Raw genomic sequence first — 19,773 nt, forward strand, 5'->3', positions numbered from 1 at the left:
CTGGAATCCCGGAAACCTCGCTGAGTCGGGCAATGCCCCGTTTTGGCGGCAAATGATGCTTCCCGGCCGGCATTTATTCGATTTGACCGACGCGTACGGGTTCTGATTGCGCTGTACACCTGGTGACTGCGCAGTTTTGCAGATGACTGCGCAGTTTTGCAGATGACTGGCCAGTTCCGGAAATGACTGGAGGCGAAAATCAGCTGAAAAACGCCGAATTGTACTCAGGAATGCTGTTTTTCGCCGCTTCGGGACGCTTTTTCGTTGTCGGGACGCATTTTCGGCGCCTGGCGGAGCCGGTCGTTCTCAGATGGTGACGATTTCAGTTCTCCGGGACTTCGGGCGCCGGCAATAGCGTTACGCGGAGCGCTGCCCACGCGCCGGGGGGTGTATTGCCAGACGCTGTCGATGCGCTGCATTTCCGCCTGGAACGGGGGCATCTGTTCTTCCGACAGCCGTTTGAGCGAGGGGTTCTTGACCTTGCGAGGCTGCGTGAATTTCCCGTGCACGAGGTATTCGAAATGCAGGTGGGGACCGGTGCTGTAGCCCGTGCTGCCCACCGCGCCGATGGTCTGATGCTGATGGACGGACTGTCCCCTGCGCACAAAGATCTTCGAGAGATGTCCATATCGCGTTTTCACGGCGCCGGAATGCTGAATTTCGATGGTGTTTCCATACCCGCCTTTTCTTCCCGCAAACGCGACGGTTCCGGAGCCAACGGCCCAGACCGGGGTGCCATGCGGCGCGGCGTAATCGATGCCCGTATGCATTTTTCGTTTGCCGCTGATCGGATGCGTGCGCATGCCGTAGCCCGAAGTGACGCGCAGAATGCTCAGCGGCGAGCGCATGAAAGCCTTCTGCAGGTTTTCGCCGTCGGGAGCGAAATAGCCCGGACCGTCCTTTTCTCCTGCATCATAGCGGTAGCCGGTCACGCGTCCCGTGAGCGCGCCTTCATACTCCGCGGCGAGTATTGCACCATAGCCGACGATGTCATCGCCGAGCATGTGTTTCTCCACGAGAATGCGGAAATGATCGCCCACGCGGGGATCGAAAATGAAGTCGATGTCATAGCCGAGGACGTCCACATAATCGGCCACCAGCTGCGGCTTCTCGCCCATGCTGAGGATGGTCTGATACACCGATGTGTGCACATCGCCCTCGATGGAGAGCAGCTCGGTCTCGACCGGTGTTTCCCAGGTGCTGGCGTGTAAATGGAAAGTACTGTCGCGGCGTATCCAGTATGAATGCAGGCGGTCGCTGTCATAGCGGAAGGCGTAGAGGAGTCCGGCGCTGTCTACCTGCGCGGTGAACGTCTGTCCGGGACGGCACATGCGGAAGTTGAAGTCGACGTCTGTCAGATGTTTCTGTATGGTGTCGGCTACGGGACGCGCGATGCCGGCGCCGAGCATGGCAGTGACAAAGGGCATGTTCGGTTCGATCCTGCCCCGGAATTCCTCGAGTCCCATGCCCGCCGGATCCTCGGCCATCGTGGGAGCGACCGGGGCCGGTGGCGTTTTCTCCGGCTGCGCGGTTTCCGCCTCACCGCCTGAGAGCAGCCAGATCGTTGTGAATACCGCGACGAGCAGTCCCGCGATGAGTCCGACCGACGTCGAAAGTCTGTTACGTTCTATAAGGGAAGAAAAATCTCGTTTCATTCTCAAAAAATACACCCAATGGGAAATGTGTGTCAAATCGGTGAGAGTGTTACTTTGACGGTCTGTATCGATCAACGTTCCCGGATGCGACATGCCCACCCCGATAGAAACCGCAGAAAAACATCTCGATGAAATCCTGAACCGCTGCACCGCGGCTGGAATCATGGTGGGTCCCACCGTCGAGAAGGACTGGAACGTTGAAGCGGAAGTGACCAACGGGGTGAAAAAGGCGAAGGTGCTGGTCTATTTCAACAACAAGGGCAAGCTCACCCCGAAGGTGCAGGGGAAGAAGGATCCATTCACCGAGCTGGTGAAGTTGCAGCTGCATGGGGACGAGCCCCTGCGCAGCGCGTTTCTGCCCGAGAAGGTGGATCGCTGGATCGGGGTGGACGAATCGGGGAAAGGTGATTACTTCGGTCCGATGGTCGCCGCGGGCGTGCTGCTGACGCCCGACAGCCTGCTGCGCCTGCGTCCCCTGCTGTTGCGCGACAGCAAGGAAATGCTCGCTTCCGGTATCCGCACGGCGGCGAAGGAAATCCGCAGCATCTGTGCAGATCATTACTCAATCGTCACCGTCATGCCCGAGCGTTACAACCAGTTCATGCAGGAAAAAAGCTTCGGACACAATTCCCAGCGCATCCTGGCCTGGATGCATGCGCGTGTGATCGAGAACCTGCTCGAGCAGCATGAGGGCGTGCAGCATGCCATCTGCGACAAGTTCGCGAACGTGTCGGTGATTGATCGCGCGCTGATGACAAAGGGACGCGGTATCACCGTGCATCAGCATGTCCGTGCCGAGGCCGACCCCGCTGTCGCCGCCGCCGCCGTCCTCGCCCGCGATGAATTCGTGCGGCGCATGGCGCTGCTCGAAGATCAGGCTGGCTGCAAACTTCCGCTGGGTGCCTCCAATGAAAGCGCCATCCTGCAGTCCGCAAAGCACATCGTCTCCGCCCACGGCAGCAGCGCACTGCGCTCCTACGCCAAGCTGCATTTCAAGACGACGGAAAAAATGGCGGGCAAACTGGGAAGCGGGGAGCTGTTCTGATTCTGCGCCAGCGGGGGTGTGCCGAAGGCAGATTATCGTGGAGTGAGTTGCGTGAGCGATCTGAGGAAGCAGACAATGCAGAAAACGCAGAAAAGCCATCCGTATGGATGGCTTTTCGTTTTCGTGCTGGTCGGAACGGCGGGATTTGAACCCGCGACCCCTACCACCCCAAGGTAGTGCGCTACCGGGCTGCGCCACGTTCCGAACCGTCGCATCCGCAGATGCGAGATTTCAAATATACAACAAATGCGGAAAAAAAACCTAATGGAATCGTGTCTGTCGTGCGCGGGTGCGCGGCGGAGTATCAGCCGCGGATGCGTTCGCGGAGGTCTTCGAGGAACTGGCGGACCTTGAGCAGATCCTGGCGGAGTTTGCCTTCAGGCTCAAACACGAGGGCGGTCTGTGCGGGATCCATCTCTTCTTCTTCCTGCCCGAAATCGTGCTCCTGTCCGGGAGTGTACGTTTTCAGCACCTGCTTCGCACCTTCGATGGTGTAGCGCTCATCGCGCAGCAGTTTCTTGATGAAGAGAATGAGCTGGATGTCCTTGTTCGTGTAAATGCGGTTGCCGGCCCGGTTTTTGGCGGGTTTCAGCTCATCGAACTCGGACTCCCAGTAACGCAGGACGTACTGTTCCAGGTTCGTGATTTTGCTCACCTCGCTGATCGAGTAGTAGAGCTTTTTGATGGAAAAATCCTTCATGAGCCACCGGGCGCTTGTGGAGCGATAGCAGAATGTAACTATCCGAAATTGAACATGCAACACGCCTTGCGGTACAGGGGCTTGTGAAGTCGTGTCCCTAATCCTTGATTCCCGCATCTGCTACCGCTGGCATCATCATGCGTAACATGAAGTTGTCGTGCCGTCGGAATGCAAAACGGGAGCGGGATGATGCCCCGATGTCGTCCATCAGAAGACAACATGCTGCCACGAATATTCACCTTGCGCTGAACACGGGGGCATGGTAACTTTCTTGACTATGAAATGTCGACACGCACCTTCCATGCAGCATATCTTGCGCGCTTCGGCGCTGATTCTCCTGTTCTTCGGACTGTTTTCCCTCGTCTCCGTTGACGTCCTCGCGCAGTCCGTCGCCAAGCAGAGCAGCCGTTTCGTCATCGCCCGCCTCAAATACGAGGGAGGCGGCGACTGGTACAACGATCCCTCCAGCGAGCTCAACATGCTGCGCTTCCTCAAACAGCACACCGATATCGATGTGGATGTCCGCACGGAAGTCGATGTGGAAGTGGGCAGCGAGAAGCTGTTTTCCTATCCATTCGTATTCATGACGGGACACGGAAGCGTGAGTCTGACGGATCGCGAGGTACGAAACCTCCGCGCGTATCTCGAGAACGGCGGCTTCCTGTACGTGGATGACGATTACGGCTTCGACAAGGCCTTTCGGCGGGAAATCAAAAAGGTCTTTCCCGACAAGGAGCTGGTGGAACTGCCCTTCGATCACGGCATTTATCACAATCATTTCGATTTTCCGAACGGTCTCCCCAAGATTCATGAGCACGACAAGAAAGCCCCGCAGGGCTTCGGGATTTTTCATGAGGGAAGACTGGTGGTGTTTTATACGTATGAGACGAACCTGGCCGACGGCTGGGCTGACCCCGATGTGCACAAGGACCCCGAAGCAGTTCGCCTGAAGTCCCTTCAAATGGGATTGAACATCATCGTGTGGGCGCTGACGCATTGAAAGGAACTGGTATGCAGGACGAACATAAACTGAAAAACTACAATGCCATCATGGATGCGCTGCGCGGTGTGCGCGCAGCCGAAGAGCGCGTCGCGCTGTATCGAGGACTCCTTCTTACACTCGGGGCTGTAGCAGGAATCGTGCTTGTTGCTTCCGTACTCGAAGCCGTGATGTATTTCGGGATTGAAGGACGCACGGTGCTGTTCGCGCTTTCCGCGGCGGGTGTCCTGACCGCCGCCGGCATCTTTCTGCTTCCTGCGCTGGCACCCCGTTTTTCGGCGTCCCGTCGCAAGAGCGAGGACACCGTCGCACTCGAAGTGGGAGCGAAATTCCCCGAGATCCGTGACCGCCTGCTCAATGCCATGCAGGTGTTCCGTGAAATGCGCAAGGAAAAGCATGTGGCGTGGTCGCCGCAGCTTGTCGATGCAGGCTTCAGTGATGTGTCCGCTGCCTTCGAGCGGCTGGATCTCGCTCCGGTCATCGATCGTGCGCCGCTGCGCAGGGCCGCGCGCAATGCCGTCATTTTTCTCGGCGTCACCGTCCTCGCCTTCGCCATGCTCCCTTCCACACTGGGTGGGGCGTTCTGGCATGTGCTGCAGTTCCGCACGGACTTCGCTCCTCCCGCACCGTTCGAATTCATGGTCATTCCCGGCGACATCGAAGCCGTGAAAGGCGAGAAGCTGACGCTGGAAGCCACCACCTCTGCCGACGAGCAGCCGGAGATTACCTTCCACGTCCGCGAGGACGAACAGGAAGAATTTGACGCCGTGCCGACGGCCCGCGACAGCAGCGGCATGTGGATGCATGAAATCACGGGCGTCCGCCGTTCCCTGGTGTATTACGCTGAGGCGGCGGGCTACCGCAGTCGGCAGTATCGCATCGATGTCGTGGATCGTCCCTTCGTGCGCTCGCTGCGCACAAGGCTCACCTTCCCGTCCTATGCCAAACTCTCCCCGCGCTACCTCGACGATAACGTCGGCGACGTCGCGGCACTGGCCGGCACGCGCGTAACGCTTGACGTTGCACTCAGCAAGGAAGTGCAAGACGCACGCCTGGTATTCAGCGACAGCAGCGAGCAGGAGATGGAGGTGACGGATCTCCGTGCGCAGGCATCCTTCGTGTTGAAAAAGGACGCATCGTATCATGTGGCGCTCAAGGATGTCAACGGCATCGCCAACGCCAATCCGATTGAATACAGTCTGACCGTGCTGCCGGACCAGGGTCCGACAGTCGACATCATCGAACCGGGGAGAAACAGCAATCTCGACGAGAGCATGCGTCTGGCGCTGCTGATCCGCATCGCGGATGATTACGGTTTCTCGAAGCTGGTTCTCAAGTATCGTCTCGCCGCCTCACGCTATGAAAAAGCGCAGGAGGATTATTCCTCGATTACCATTCCGCTGCCATCGGCACGCGAACGTGAAATGGAAGTTCCATGGATTTGGAATCTCACATCGCTCAACCTCGTGCCTGAGGATGTGGTGAATTACTTCGTGGAGATCTACGACAACGACAACATCAACGGACCCAAAGTCGGCCGCAGCCAGATTTACTCGCTCCGTCTGCCATCGCTCGAGGAAGTGTTCGCCAAAGCGGATGCCGAGCAGGAGAAGGCCGTGGAGAACCTGGAAGAAACACTCAAGGCGGCTGAGGACGTACAGCGTGAACTCGATCAGCTGCGCCAGGAGATGAAGCAGCAGAACGCGGAGAAGCTCGACTGGCAGCAGCAGAAGAAAGTCGAGGAGCTGATGAAGCGGCAGGACAAAATGATGCGCGACGTCAAGGACGTCAACGAGCAGCTGAGCAAACTGCAGGAGGAAATGCAGAAGCAGAACATGCTCTCGGAAGAGACCGTGCAGAAGTACCAGGAACTCGAAGAGCTCATGAAGGAAGTCGACGCTCCCGAGCTGCGCGAGGCGCATGAGAAGATGAAGGAAATGATGAAGCAGATGAGTCCCGAGCAGATGAAAGACGCGCTCGAGAATTTCAGCTTCAACGAGGAGAATTTCCGCAAGAGCATCGAACGCACCATCGATCTGCTCAAGCGCATACAGATCGAACAGAAAGTCGACGAGCTGGCAAAGCGGGCAGAGGAGATGGCCAAGCAGCAGGAAGATCTCGCGCAGCGCACGGAAAACGCGGATCCGAAGAACCAGTCGCAGCTCGATCGTCTCGCCGAGGAACAGCGGGAGATGAAGAAGCAGATGGACGCGATGGACCGCGAGATGAAAGAGCTGATGAAGAAGATGGAGGAGTTCCCGCAGGAAATGCCGCTCAATGAGATGAAGGAAGCGCAGGCGGAAATGAATCTTTCGCAGATGCAGCAGTCGATGAATCAGTCTGCCGGACAGTGCCAGGGCGGCAACTGCAAGGGCGCTTCAAAGCAGCAGAAGAAGATGGCGCAGCAGATGCGCAAGTTCCAGAAGAAGATGGAACAGGTCAAGAAGAAGATGAGCCAGAACATGCAGCAGATGGTCAAGCGCGGCTTTCAGAAGGCGCTGAAGGAAGTGCTGGAGATGTCGAAGAAGCAGGAGGACCTGAAGAATCGCGTGCAGAACATGCCGGCGAATTCTCCGCAGTTCCGTGAAGCCACGCGCGAACAGATGGAACTCATGGAGCAGCTCAATCAGACCGGGAATGAACTGATGGAGCTGGCGAAAAAGACTTTCGCCGTCAATCAGAAAATGGCCAAGCACCTCGGTCAGGCCATGAAGAAGATGGAGCAGTCCATGAACAGCATGCAGAACCGCGATCAACGATCCGGCGGACAGCAGCAGGGCGGGGCCATGGCGGAACTTAACGAAGCAGCCAAACAGCTCGCGCAGGCCATGCAGAAATCCTCGCAGGGTGGCAGCTCGCAGGGCGGCTCACTTCTCCAGCAGCTCCGCCAGATGGCGCAGCAGCAGATGGATATCAACGCGAACATGCCGACGCCGTCTTCGGGACAGAGTTCAATGCAGGAACGGCAGCAGATCCAGCGTCTCATGCAGCAGCAGGCCGCCGTGCAGAAATCACTGCAAGAGCTGAACGAAGAAGCCAAGCGCAGTGATGAAGGAAAGCGTCTCGCAGGCGATCTCGAACGTATCGCAGAAGAAATGCAGGAAGTCGTGCGCGACATGCAGCAGAATAACGTCAATCCCAACACACGGCAGAAGCAGGAGCGCATCCTCTCTCGACTGCTTGACGCTTCACGCTCCATGCGTGAGAGGGACTGGGAGAAACGCCGTCGCTCGCGTGCGGGTGAAGATGTGGCGCGCCGCACGCCCGGACAGCTGTCTGACGAACTCACCGATCCCAGCGAAGCGATTCGCTCAGATCTGCAGAAGGCAGTCAGCGAAGGCTACGCCCGCGATTACGAAGTGCTCATTCGCAAGTATTTCGAGAAACTCGAAAGCGTCATCACCGAAGAATAATATCAGGAGCAGGCAGAGATAGCATGCATATTATCGCCGATCTCATGATCGTCCCACTCGGCGTGGGCATCTCCGTTTCCCCCTACGTCGCAGCCTGCGAGAAAATCCTCAAGGAAGCAGGACTGCAAACCCGCCTCCACGCCTACGGCACCAACATCGAAGGTGAATGGGACGATGTCTTCGCCGCCGTCAAGCGCTGCCACGAAGTCATCCACGAAATGGGCGCGCCCCGCGTCTCCTCCAGCATGAAATTCGGCACCCGCACCGACCGCATGCAAACCATGGAGGATAAGATTCGGAGTGTAGAGGATAAGCTGGAATAAAGAGGAACGCAGATTTTCGCAAATGTACCGCAGATTTTCGCAGAGTAGACTTCAGTAAGTTTTACTCGGCGATAATCTGCGTAAAATCACCAAAAATCTGCGTTCCTCTTCTCTTAGAACAACTGCCCGAAGTTCAGATAAAACCCCATGGCATCTGCACTGTAGCCGATGTCTGCGCGGGTGACGAAGGTGTCGAGGATGAGTCGGAGTCCGGCCACGGGGGTGAGCATCCAGCGGTTGCCTGTGAGGTCCTGGAAACTGTGGGCGACACTGCCAGCGTCCACGCCGACGATGCCTGCAAGACTGCGGTAGATGGGGAAGCGGAGTTCGCCATTTACAACAATGCTGTTGCGATCGAGGAAGCGGTCGCGCGGAATGCCGCGGACGGTCGCGTTGCCCCCGATGGGCAGCATGTGCTGCACGGGAATATCACCCCCAAGCATCGATTGCATTCCCACACGCATTGCCGCGATGACACTGCGCCAGGAGGTGTAGTACTGTCCCCACACCCCGAGCCGTGTCCAGTCCTTCCCCAGTGGCGTGAGGGCAACCGCCTGTTCCATTTCCGCGGAGAGCACCGTGCCCTGCGAAGGATTGAGTGTGCTGTTGCGCGTGTCATGCCGCAACTGCAGCGTCAGGGAAGTGAGATCCACGCTTGAGGAATTGCTCTCAAGCCCCTGCAGTCGGCTGCTGCTTTCCCAGCCGTAGGACCATGTGCGTTTGAAACGCAGCATCGCCTGTCCCACGATCTCGGGAGTAAAGCCCCGGCTGACGGCAGCGGTGAGTTCAAAGGGTTCGAGCGTATAGAATTCCCTGTCCTCAAAGCGCGCATCCGCACCCACCCCGAAGAAGCTGCTGTGTATCATCTTGTCGTAATCGGCCACCACATCCAACGCAAAGGGATAGGCGATTCCCTGTCGCAATTCCGCATCGAAGGATGAATATCCCAGTCGCACCCAGCGCTCGCCCTTCGTGCTCATGAACAGCGTCACATCGAATGACTCCTCATTCCCCAGCGCATTGCGCAGCACGCCCTTGTATCCCGCCCCGAAACCCGTATCCGTATCATACATCAGAATGGGCAGATGATTGAATGCGCTTTCATGCTCCTGGGCAAACAGCGCAGCAGGCAGCAGCAGTATCAGAAGTATCCGGGCATACATGGCATCCTCCAGTAGTTGGTGACAACATATGACCGGGGGAGGCGGGAGTTGTCATGGTGCTGTCAAAATGCAACCACAGATTTCACAGATTCGCACACAGATTCCACAAACGATCTTGAAAAAGCATTCTGTGAAATCTGTGCCTGAATCTGTGCAATCTGTGGTTACCTTTCCCAATCTTGGAAATCGATGCATCCAGCGCTACTTTTACATACCAGTCTGTCGCACATGCGCGCAAGCCGATGAAACTGCTCGTTACCATCCCTGTGTACAATGAAGAAAATGCCCTGCCGGTGAGCATCCCGACGCTGCATGCGTTTCTGTCGGCGCATCTCAGCGAGTATGACTGGATGATTGAGATAGCGGACAATGCATCGATCGACAACACGCCGGATGTATCGCGCAAGCTGACGGAGGAATTCGCTCGCGTGCGCTATCTGCGGTTGGAGCAGAAAGGTCGTGGACGCGCACTGAAGAAATCCTGGATGGAATCGGATGCGGATATTGTCAGCTACATGGATGTCGATCTGTCCACCAATCTTGATTCCTTTCCCCCGATGGTGAACGCGCTGGCGAAAGAGGGCTATGACATCGGCACCGGTTCCCGGCTGATGAAGGGTGCGAACACCGAGCGCAGCTTCAAGCGCGAGTTCATCTCCCGCACATACAACCTCATGGTCAAGGCGATGTTCTTCACGCGCTTTTCCGATGCGCAGTGCGGCTTCAAAGCGGTGACGCGTGAAGTGGTCGACGTCTTCCTCCCGCATATCGAAGACAATGTCTGGTTCTTCGATTCCGAACTGCTGATCATCGGGGAAAAGTGCGGCTACCGTATTTTCGACGTGCCGGTGAAGTGGATCGAGGATCTCGATACCCGCGTGAAAATCGTGAAGACCGCGCTTGACGACATCAAGGGACTCCTTCGCGTTCGCCGCAAATTCTGGGCGGGCGACTACCGCAAGCTGAAAAAATCCTGAACCTCCTCTCGGAATAGAATACAAAAGGCGGTGTTACACCGCCTTTTTTCATGTCATCATTTCCTCCTTGACAATACTTTAGCTCAGAGCAGTGCCGTCCCGATACCGATGTAGAAGTTCTCGCCGTCGCGGAAATGGTTGAGGCGCCAGGCGAGGTCGAGGCGGAAGAAGGTGAAGATGTTGTCAATCGAGAAGCCCGCTTCCCAGAAGACGGGGCCCGTTTCGTGGACGCCGACGGTTTGCAGGGCCGCGGTTTCGTCGGACATTTTGGTCCACCCGCCGTTCGCGAAGAGTTTGAGTGCCCAGCCGCTGTCTTTGAGCAGGGGGATTTGGGAGGCGCGGAACAGCCAATCCCGCAGATTGTGCTGAAGGTAGAGCGTCGCGCGGCGGTCGCCGCCGAATTCGCGAAAGCCGAGGGTGCGGAAGCGGTTCGGCCAGATCAGCCATTCCATCGATCCCTGCAGGTTGTACAGCAGCTGGGTCGGCAGGGCGTTGTCGGCGTAATTCGCGGTCAGGCGATACGAGGTCGATCCGTACAGCCCCATATCGAAGCTTCCGCTCATGTATCCCCCCAGGGTGAGGATGTCCCACGTCGACCCCTGGATATCCGCCTGCATCCATCCCACGCTGAATATGGGCATGTGCTCAAGTGATCCGAAACGTGAGATCTTACCGGCGTTGTCGATCAGGTCGCGGTTGTCGAAACGCAGCGTGCCGCTGAGCGAGCGGACACTGCCTTCATTGATCGGGGGATTGGAACGGTAGGGTTCGTCCGTATTGAAAATGCTCCAGTCCCCCACGGTCATCGCGTTGTAATACCGCTCCTCGCCGTAGCGCAGTGACATCGGAAAAAGCAGGAAAGGATCGTAGGACGCGCTGACGCTCCAGCCGTCGGCATAGAAGTAGTCGCGGTAATCGTAGCGATCGAGCAGGTTGAACAGTGTGACCAGCATTTCCCCGGCGGGGTCGTTCCAGGCGTCGATGAATTCACGCTCGAAATGCCGCTCGGCGCCGATGCGCAGTTCGGGGGAATGCAGGAAAGTGAAATTCCCGCCGATGCGGTATTTCAGTCTCTCATCGTCGAAGCCGTATCCTGCCCCGGCATACAGGCTGCGCAGTGGAAGTTCCGGCATCGCGAGGCGCACAGTGCCGTCGAGCGCATGTCCCTCGACGCGATTGTAGCGGTAGAGTGAGAGAATGCCCGGGAAACTGAACTGCACATCGTCTGACCCGGTGGTGCCTCCGGAGATGAAATCGCCAAAGCCGACGGAGTATTTCGCCGAGTCGAGCTGCATCTTCACGGTATCGGCCTTGAGGTAGGCCAGCTTGTCTTCGCTGGTCTCCGGAATTTTCTGGTGTTCAACCCAGTATGTGCTGTCGCGTTCATCCGCTTCGGGCAGGACCTGGATGCGTGTGCGGTCGAAGAAGTCCTCGTTGATCTGTTCGTTGATGTGATAATCCTGAAGAACGGACAATCCCTCAATGTTTATCTGAATGTCTACCAGCGGAATGTCTATTCCCGCATCCACCACGACATCGACCGGCATCCACAGGTCATCCTTGAAGCGCTGGAAATGCTGCTTGAAACCGATACCCCCGAAGAACGTTGGCATGGCGGCGTCGTTGACATCCAGATCGACCATGGTCAGCGCGTAGCTGCTGTCGGCAATGTAAATGCTGCCTTCCAGTCCGGGATCATTTTCTCCGAGCGGATGGAAGTCAATCATGTAGAGCTTCGCATCGTCAAGCATCGTTTCACCGGTGAGGCGGTACGAGTAATAGTCCAGTCCCCAGTCGGAAATGGGTCCGGGAATCGGAGCGCCTTCGTTGAAATTGAATTCATCGCCATAGAAGTTGACGATGAAAAAGGCGCTGATCATGATGTTCCCCTGCGAGGGAATCATCGCGCTCTGCTTGCGCGCCTTGATGACTTCCTTGTAATTGTCTGGCTTGGCATACCAGGCTTCAGTCTGCGTTTCCATGAGGATGGGAAGAGGCATGGCGCTGCTGTCGGCTTCCGCGGCAGTGCTGTCTTCGCTGTTGTCGACGGTGGCTGAAACTACCAGCTTGTCTCCGGTATTCCGGGCCATGGCTTCGAGCGCACCCTTGACGTAGACGCGCAGTTTCGAGTGCGATGTGAGACTGTAATTCTGCAGGCGCTCTGCGCGCTTCTCTTTCTCTTCGATGGCACGTCGAATGATGCGCAGGGCAGGATTGTCATCCGGTGAAAACTCCACTGTCGGCATTTCTATGCTGCTCTGCGTGAGACCGAAATTCTGCGTCACGTCCCCGGGCAGCTGTACCTTCCGCGTGCTGCTCTGATATCCGATGTAGCTGACTACCAGCGTGTGTGATCCGGCGGGGAGAACCAGGGTGTAGCGTCCATTACGATCAGTCGTCGTCCCCGTGCTTCGTTCTTTCACCCACACGTTGGCAAACTGCAGTGCTTCACCGCTGGCGGCATCGGTGACGGTGCCGCTGATGCGCTGCTGGGCGTGGAGGAGAGGTGTGCTTATGAGAAGGAACAGAACGGAAAGGATGATGGATTTCATGGGGACCTTGTAGTATCCTGAAGACTGAACGGGTGTACGCTGTCGCCTTGTCGAGGTTGCGAAGAGGAATACGACAAATTCCGATATTTTTCCCTCGGAATCCAGCATGAGAATGGCTCACGTATTTTTCACACGTTTTTCGGAACGCGGCAGTGTATTTTCCACGTTGATGGCTATGGTGCACAAAAGCTGCTATTTGAAGCGCACCCGCAGCTGAAACAGTATGTCCCATGTTTCCGGATTCATGATGAAAGGACTCCTCTTCCTCTTTCTTCTGCTCTCGACCACAGTCTGCATGGCCCAGCCGGGCGGCGGCGGCGGCGCGCCCGCAACATCGATCGAAGCCGACCTGGAGAAAAGCGATGCCCTGTTTACCGGCGGAAAGTTTTCCGCATCACGCAGCATCCTCGATCGGCTCATGCGATCACATGGCAACGATGCGGAAGTGCTCTGGCGCATGGCGCAGCATATGATCAATGACGGCGACGGAACGCACGACCGTGAGAAGAAGGAAGCCCTGTACCGGAAATCCGTGAAGTACAGCGAGGATGCGGTGAAAGCGGACGGAAACAACGCGAATGTACGCGCCTATCTCGCGGCGTCGTACGGAAGCTACGCGATGTTTGCCGGGGGTAAGGAGAAAGTCAAACTTGCGAACCAGATTCGCGATGAACTTGATCGCGCGCTGAAGCTGGATCCGGACAATCAGGTGGCGCTGACAATCTACGGTACCTGGCATCGTGAGGTGTCGGAAGTGAGCTGGATCGAGCGGCAACTCGCCAACATGTTTCTCGGTTCCATGCCGGAGGGAAGCATTGAGGAGTCCATCCGCTACTTCAAGGCCGCCATCCGCGTCGCACCGAAAGTGTTTCGTCATCGTTACGAACTCGCTTTGAGTTACATCGCGGCGGACAAGCTGCAGGAGGCCGCGGCGTCATTCCGTGCCGCGTTGAAATGTCCTACAAGCTGGAAATCAGACGACAGACGGCGTCCCCGCATACGTGAATGGCTGAAGGACAACGACCTGTAAGGAATTCGGGAAACGGGGAGAGGGTGTGGCAGTTCAACCTGCAAACGCAGGGGGAAGCGCGTTTGACCGGGAGATATCGTATACACTTATTTCCACGTCCCGACCATGCAGAGAGGTCTGGTGCGACTTCCGGCTGTAGTGGAAGCCCCGGGATGTGAGTTCTTCGAAAAATGGAACGGCGATCATGCGGTTGGGCTCGGCGAGCAGCACCCTGCCGTCCTCTGTAAGCACCCGGTCGAGGAAATCAGCAAGGGGAGTAATGAAACGTTTTTCGTAGATAACATCCGCAGCGAGGATGAGCGGCCACTGTTCGCCGGGGGGCGAACGGAAGTCCATATGCACGATTTCGACAGGAGTCGCGGGATTGTTCTGCAACGTGTTGAGACGGGCGGCCAGACGTGCATGCGATTCAAAATCCGAACAGGTCACTACTCCGCCGAGCCGCGCGGCCACGATGCCGGGCAGCGCGAGTCCGCAGCCGATTTCCAGGATGCGCATACCGCCGAGTTGCAGGGTGGTGGAGGTCAGTGTCTCCGCGAGTGCGACGGCGCTGTGCCAGAGCTCGGCCCAGTACGGAAGGCGTTCGTCCTCGCGAAATTCTTCTTCCGTTATGCGATCGATGAGCTGCTCGATATCTTCGGCGGTGGTCAGAAGGTAACGCTGACCACCGATTTCGATTTCGATATCCCGCAGCGGGAAGAACCGCGCGAGCTGCGCACGCAGCTCATCGACGGAGCTTCCTTCCGGCATACCGCTGGTGTTCATTACTGCTGCTTTTCGATGCGCACGCGGGCATCGACGGCGGTGACGCCGGATGCGGTGCCGAGCAGGGGATTGAGATCCATTTCCACGATCTCCGGGGCGGCATCGAGCAGGGCGGAGAGTCGCACGATGACATCAATGAAGGCATCGATATCGACGCCTGCCTGTCCGCGCACGCCCTGAAGAATTTTGTATCCCTTCAGATTCTCAATCATCCACCGCGCCTCGTCGGGAGAAACCGGTGCGAGTCCGGCATTCACATCCTTGAGTACTTCGATGAAAATGCCACCGAGTCCGCACAGCAGCATATGGCCGAAGAGATCCTCCTTCTTCGCACCGGCGAACAGCTCGGTTCCGCTGAGCATGGGCTGGAGGAGAATGGCCGTGGTGTCGGGAATCTGCATCATGCGCGTGAATTCCTCGCGCACGCGTACTTCGCTGTTGACGTTGAGGACCACGCCGCCAACGTCGGATTTGTGCACGGGACCGACGACTTTCATGACGACGGGATAACCCAGCGCCGCAGCCTCACGTACGGCGTCCTCTTCATTGCTGACCACTGCTTCACCGGCCCGGGGAATGCCCGCGGCGTCGAGCAGCGCCTGTATGGAGTCGGGTGAGATATAGCCGTCATCTTCCTTCTCGATGATGCTGCGGATGGACGTCGTGTCCACCTCGGGGAGTGTAAACTCCGCAGCCGGTTTCGATGCATGGAATACGCGCGCGAGCGCGTTGCCGAAGGTGACTTCGTCCGGAAAATTAAGATGTCCCTTCTCGAGAAAAGCGTCCACTTCGGCGCGGGCGGTAAGGGTGGAGGGCAGGACGGGGAAAATCGGCTTTTTCGCCGTGCGCATTTTTTCGTCGAGCACATCGTACACGTCGAAGATTTCCACGAGTCCGGGCGTCCCGAAAATCACCACCATGGCGTCAATGTCGTCGAATTTCGTGTCCACGTAATCGATAATGCTTCCGAGCTGCGCGGCCGTGCCGGTGGCGAGGAAGTCGATGGGATTGGCGACGGAGGAGCCGGGGAAGAGCTCGGTGAGCAGTTCCTCGGCGGCGGGACCCTCAATATGCGGCACGCTCATGCCGCCGTTGGAGAGGGCATCGGTGAGCATGACGGCGGGACCCCCGGCATGGGTGATGATGGCGATGTTTTTTCCCTCGAGTTCCGGATGCATGAATATCGAAGCCACGGTGATGAGGTCCTCGCGTCCATAACAACGCACGATGCCCGCCTTGCGGAACAGGGCGTCAACCGCCACGTCGGAACTGGCCAGCGCGCCGGTGTGGGACGAAGCCGCGCGGCTGCCCGCCTCGGAACTGCCCGCTTTGACCGCAGCGATACGGCAGCCCTTGCGGATGAGCGAGGATGCATGGCGCAGCAGCTTGTCCGGCTTGCTGATCGTTTCGATATACAGCAGCTTCACGCGCGAACTGTTCGCGGGATCGAAGGTCTCATCCAGATGTTCGAGCACTTCCTCAACGCCCAGCTGCGCGCTGTTGCCGACGGAGAACACGCTGGAGAAGGTGAGTCCTTTCGGAATGCCCGCTTCCAGAATGAAGCAAGCCGTTGCACCGGAGCCGGAAATGAAATCCACTCCCTTCGCATCCAGCTTCGGAATTGGCTCGGTGAACACGCTGTTGTGCTGCGGGGTCATGATGCCGACGCAGTTCGGTCCGATCAGGGACCCGTCGACACTCTCGATCACCTCGACCACCTTGCGCTCCAGCTCGGCTCCCGCCTCGCTCTCTTCGCTGTACCCGGCGCTGAGAATGATGAAGCCGCGCGTGCCCTTCTCCTTTGCAAGGATTTCCACCACGGGAAGCGTGTATTTCGCAGCGATGGCGATGATGGCCATGTCGGTCTGCGGCAGATCGGCAGGATCCCGGTAGCTGCGCACGCCCTGCACTTCCTCTTCCTTGGGATTCAGGACAGCGAGCGTGCCCTCGAAACCGCCGTCGATGATATTTTTTAACACTTTGCCGCCCGGCTTGTGAATGTCGTTGGATCCGCCGACGACGACGATACTCTTGGGATTCAGCAGCTGGGTTGAAATCATGCTCGTGCTCCTTGCTCGTGATGGACTCCCCGCACAGCATGGGGGAGGACAGTTCTACAGGTATGACCGCCACGGAAGGAGGTGACCTTGTCATGGCGGTTTGGCATACAGGATCCGCATTCAGAATGCGGACAATGACATCTTTAAAATTGACGAATTGCGGGGTTAAATCAAAAAAGCAGGAGTCCCGCTCAGGCGGAAAGAAAAGGATAATGCGCGGATATTGAGGGAAAATGCATGAAAAATGCGATTCGGGCGGTCCCGTAAGATATGCTATTTCAAGGTATTCATCAACTATTGCGTTGACTACGCCCTTCGATTTTCGTATTTTCAGGAATGCGGCGGAGAAGAGTTGTACTTACACGGTTTTCCGGGGAGACTTCTCCGAGGCAATTGCATATAACGATGGACTATTCCCTTCATAATCCAGGTCTGGACCTATGAAACTCTCTGATTTCGATTACAATTTTCCCAAAGGTCTGATTGCGAAATATCCGGTGGACCCACGTGACCAGGCGCGTTTGCTGGTTATTGACCGCGCTACGGGCGATGTCGAGCACAGGACTTTTTCGGATATACATGAATACTTCAAAAAAGGCGACACGCTCGTGCTCAACGACACGAAGGTGTTTCCCGCACGTCTGATCGGGCGGAAAGAAAAAACCAACGCCAAAATTGAAGTGTTCCTGCTGCGTGAGCTGAGCAAGGAAGAACGTCTGTGGGACGTTATCGTCGATCCCGCCCGCAAGGTGCGTATCGGCAACAAGATTTATTTCTCGGACAAGCTCATGTGCGAGGTTATTGACAATACGACCTCCCGGGGACGCACGGTGCGTTTCAACTATCAGGGAGATTTCTTCAAACTGATCGACAATGTGGGACAGACGCCGCTGCCGCCGTATATCAAGCGCGATCCGGAGGAGAGCGACAAGGATAATTATCAGACGGTGTTTGCACGTGAAATCGGCGCGGTTGCTGCCCCGACGGCGGGACTCCATTTCACCAAGAAGCTGCTTGGCCGCATGAAGAAAAAAGGCGTTTCCGTGACCAGTGTGCTGCTGCATATCGGACATGGCACCTTCCGTCCCGTCGAAGTCGAAGACCTGACCAAGCACAAAATGGATTCCGAGTACTACGAGATTCCGCCCGAAGCCTGCGTCGCCGTCAACAAGACGAAGGAAGCGAAGAAGAACGTCTTCGTCTGCGGCACAAGCACGGTGCGCGCGCTCGAATCCAGTGTGACCACCATGCGTCAGCTGGCACCGACCCGCGGGTGGACAGACAAGTTCATCTATCCTCCGTACGACTTCAAGATCACCGACAAGCTGATCACCAATTTCCATCAGCCGAAATCCACGCTGCTCATGCTCGTTGCGGCGTTCACGGATTATGACCTGATGATGAAGGCATACAAGAAAGCCGTCAAGGATAAGTATCGCCTCTTCAGTTATGGCGATGCCATGATCATTCTCTGATCATGCACGTTTCTGAAATTTATCGCACAGGCGAAGTCACGTACTTCGCCTGTGCTGTTTCCAGTCCTTCGTATATAGCGCACAGTAAAGCCTCATGACGAAATTTACCGTATGTATCCCCGCCGCCGGATCAGGGACGCGCATGAACAGCGCCACACCCAAACAGTACTTGCCGCTCGCTGGCCGGGAAGTGCTGCTGCGCACGCTCGATGTTTTTGAAAAAATGGACAGTTGCGAGCGTATCGTGATCGCGACGGATGACCGGGCTGCGCTGGACGCACTGCTTGGCAGGGAGCATTGGAGTACCCCGATTACCATCGTCGAGGGGGGATCTCTTCGCCAGTATTCGGTGGCGAATGCGCTGGAGGCGGTGCCGGAAAGTGAAGCAGTGGTGCTCGTGCACGACGCCGCGCGTCCCTGTGTGCGTCCCTCTGACGTCGAGGCCGTTGCCGATGCGGTCGCAGAGCACGGCGCCGCACTGCTCGCCGTTCCTGCGCGCGATACGCTCAAGGAAGTGCGGGGGGGACTCGTGCAGAAGACGCTCGACCGTTCGGTCATCTGGCAGGCGCAGACTCCCCAGGGCGCGCGAGCACGGCTTTTCCGCGATGCGTTCGGGAATGTGAAATCCCGGCAGCATGTCACCGATGATGTCTCCCTGCTCGAAGCCCTCGGCATCCCGGTGCATGTGGTACAGGGTTCGCATGGCAATATCAAGATTACCGCGCCGGAGGATATCCCGCTGGCCGAAGCGATGCTGCGTATGGCAGAAGCGAGGGACGCATGAAAAAGGGGACGCTGTATGTCGTAGGCACTCCGATCGGACATCCCGATGATATCTCGTTGCGCGCGATTGAAGTCCTGCGTTCGGTAGATTATATCGCCTGCGAGGAAAGAAAAACCGCGCTGCGTTTGCTGTCAGGACACAACATCGAAAAAGAACTCGTCGAGGTGAACGAGCACACGGAAAAGCAGGAAACCGATCAGATCGTGCTCGATCTCGCGATGGGAAAGGATATCGCGCTGATATCCGACTGCGGCATGCCGGTGTTCGCCGATCCCGGTACGCATCTCCTGGGTGAAGTCATGGATACGGGCATCCGCGTCACTGCCGTCCCGGGACCCACCTCGCTCACCACAGCGCTCGCCGTCTCCGGCTTCGATGCGCATCGCTTTTACTTCTATGGCTTCCTCTCCCCCAAGCGCCCCGAACGCAAGGAGGAACTACGCATGCTGCGGGACTTCCCCGCACCCACCGTGTTTCTCGATGCGCCGTACCGGCTGGTCCAGGTGCTTGAGGACATGACCGCCGCGTATGGCAAGGGACGCAAGGCCGCAGTGGCGGTAGACCTTACCCTCCCGAGCGAAGAGGTTCGCCGGGGCACGCTCGAACAGCTCCGCGACCATTACCGCGCCCACAAACGCAAATGTGAATTCGTGATCATCGTCGACGGCGCCCCCCAGCGCAGAAGGCATCGGCGCTGAGATAATTCTCGCTTTTCTTCCCCATGAAATAGTGGAAATGCAAAACCCCGTTCCCGGAATCCGCATTGAGCGGAGCAGGAACGGGGTTGTATGCAGTTTCTGCATATTCATTTGCAGATTCTTATGCAGAATC

General features: G+C 57.2%; 15 protein-coding genes and 1 tRNA gene. 9 read left to right on the forward strand and 7 right to left on the reverse strand.

Features of this window, described 5'->3' with window-relative positions:
* Window positions 1–224: 224 nt before the first annotated feature.
* Complete coding sequence (locus tag KQI65_09240) at window positions 225–1,655, reverse strand: M23 family metallopeptidase (protein ID MCB2204924.1); 1,431 nt, start codon at window positions 1,653–1,655, stop codon at window positions 225–227.
* Window positions 1,656–1,746: 91 nt separating this feature from the next.
* On the opposite strand from KQI65_09240, the gene rnhC reads away from it, so the two are divergent.
* Window positions 1,747–2,700, forward strand: coding sequence for a ribonuclease HIII (gene rnhC, locus KQI65_09245; GenBank protein MCB2204925.1), 954 nt, complete (start codon window positions 1,747–1,749; stop codon window positions 2,698–2,700).
* Window positions 2,701–2,827: 127 nt separating this feature from the next.
* Here the strand turns inward: rnhC and KQI65_09250 are convergent.
* Window positions 2,828–2,904: transfer RNA gene (locus tag KQI65_09250), tRNA-Pro, on the reverse strand.
* A 100-nt stretch (window positions 2,905–3,004) separates the two neighbouring features.
* On the reverse strand, window positions 3,005–3,400 hold the full coding sequence (locus KQI65_09255; GenBank protein ID MCB2204926.1) for a MerR family transcriptional regulator: 396 nt from the start codon (window positions 3,398–3,400) through the stop codon (window positions 3,005–3,007).
* A gap of 301 nt (window positions 3,401–3,701) precedes the next feature.
* On the opposite strand from KQI65_09255, the gene KQI65_09260 reads away from it, so the two are divergent.
* Genes KQI65_09260 through KQI65_09270 form a run of 3 tightly spaced genes read left to right on the forward strand, consistent with a single transcriptional unit; the run spans window position 3,702 to window position 8,136 of the window.
* Entirely contained in the window at window positions 3,702–4,400 is a 699-nt protein-coding gene (locus KQI65_09260) for a DUF4159 domain-containing protein (protein ID MCB2204927.1), read from the forward strand.
* An 11-nt stretch (window positions 4,401–4,411) separates the two neighbouring features.
* On the forward strand, window positions 4,412–7,813 hold the full coding sequence (locus KQI65_09265; GenBank protein MCB2204928.1) for a DUF4175 family protein: 3,402 nt from the start codon (window positions 4,412–4,414) through the stop codon (window positions 7,811–7,813).
* Between the two features lie 23 nt (window positions 7,814–7,836).
* On the forward strand, window positions 7,837–8,136 hold the full coding sequence (locus KQI65_09270) for an MTH1187 family thiamine-binding protein (protein MCB2204929.1): 300 nt from the start codon (window positions 7,837–7,839) through the stop codon (window positions 8,134–8,136).
* 113 nt (window positions 8,137–8,249) lie between these two features.
* Here KQI65_09270 and KQI65_09275 read toward each other — a convergent pair whose 3' ends face one another.
* Window positions 8,250–9,299 carry a BamA/TamA family outer membrane protein gene (locus KQI65_09275; GenBank protein MCB2204930.1) on the reverse strand — a complete coding sequence of 350 codons (1,050 nt, stop codon included), beginning with the start codon at window positions 9,297–9,299 and terminating at the stop codon, window positions 8,250–8,252.
* Between the two features lie 242 nt (window positions 9,300–9,541).
* Here KQI65_09275 and KQI65_09280 point away from each other — a divergent pair, with 242 nt between their 5' ends.
* The gene (locus tag KQI65_09280) at window positions 9,542–10,276 is read left to right on the forward strand and encodes a glycosyltransferase (protein ID MCB2204931.1); all 735 of its coding nucleotides are present in this window, start codon (window positions 9,542–9,544) and stop codon (window positions 10,274–10,276) included.
* Window positions 10,277–10,359: 83 nt separating this feature from the next.
* Here KQI65_09280 and KQI65_09285 read toward each other — a convergent pair whose 3' ends face one another.
* The gene (locus KQI65_09285) at window positions 10,360–12,828 is read right to left on the reverse strand and encodes a DUF5686 and carboxypeptidase regulatory-like domain-containing protein (protein ID MCB2204932.1); all 2,469 of its coding nucleotides are present in this window, start codon (window positions 12,826–12,828) and stop codon (window positions 10,360–10,362) included.
* Window positions 12,829–13,051: 223 nt separating this feature from the next.
* Here KQI65_09285 and KQI65_09290 point away from each other — a divergent pair, with 223 nt between their 5' ends.
* Window positions 13,052–13,858: a hypothetical protein gene (locus tag KQI65_09290; protein MCB2204933.1), complete on the forward strand. Its 807-nt coding sequence runs from the start codon at window positions 13,052–13,054 to the stop codon at window positions 13,856–13,858.
* Between the two features lie 33 nt (window positions 13,859–13,891).
* On the opposite strand, the gene KQI65_09295 is transcribed toward KQI65_09290, so the two are convergent.
* Both KQI65_09295 and KQI65_09300 read right to left on the reverse strand, forming a co-directional pair.
* Complete coding sequence (locus KQI65_09295; protein ID MCB2204934.1) at window positions 13,892–14,623, reverse strand: hypothetical protein; 732 nt, start codon at window positions 14,621–14,623, stop codon at window positions 13,892–13,894.
* Complete coding sequence (locus KQI65_09300; protein ID MCB2204935.1) at window positions 14,623–16,683, reverse strand: acetate--CoA ligase family protein; 2,061 nt, start codon at window positions 16,681–16,683, stop codon at window positions 14,623–14,625. The genes KQI65_09295 and KQI65_09300 overlap by 1 nt, the downstream gene beginning before the upstream one ends.
* A 440-nt stretch (window positions 16,684–17,123) precedes the next feature.
* Between KQI65_09300 and queA the strand changes: the two genes are divergently transcribed.
* The 3 genes from queA (at window position 17,124) to rsmI (ending at window position 19,640) form a co-directional block, all read left to right on the forward strand.
* Window positions 17,124–18,158: a tRNA preQ1(34) S-adenosylmethionine ribosyltransferase-isomerase QueA gene (gene queA / locus KQI65_09305; GenBank protein ID MCB2204936.1), complete on the forward strand. Its 1,035-nt coding sequence runs from the start codon at window positions 17,124–17,126 to the stop codon at window positions 18,156–18,158.
* A 94-nt stretch (window positions 18,159–18,252) separates the two neighbouring features.
* Window positions 18,253–18,942, forward strand: coding sequence for a 2-C-methyl-D-erythritol 4-phosphate cytidylyltransferase (gene ispD / locus KQI65_09310; protein MCB2204937.1), 690 nt, complete (start codon window positions 18,253–18,255; stop codon window positions 18,940–18,942).
* On the forward strand, window positions 18,939–19,640 hold the full coding sequence (gene rsmI, locus KQI65_09315) for a 16S rRNA (cytidine(1402)-2'-O)-methyltransferase (protein MCB2204938.1): 702 nt from the start codon (window positions 18,939–18,941) through the stop codon (window positions 19,638–19,640). The genes ispD and rsmI overlap by 4 nt, the downstream gene beginning before the upstream one ends.
* The last annotated feature ends 133 nt before the right edge of the window (window positions 19,641–19,773 follow it).

The organism is bacterium (assembly GCA_020444325.1).
In the GTDB taxonomy this organism is placed as follows: Bacteria; Bacteroidota; Ignavibacteria; order SZUA-365; family SZUA-365; genus BM516.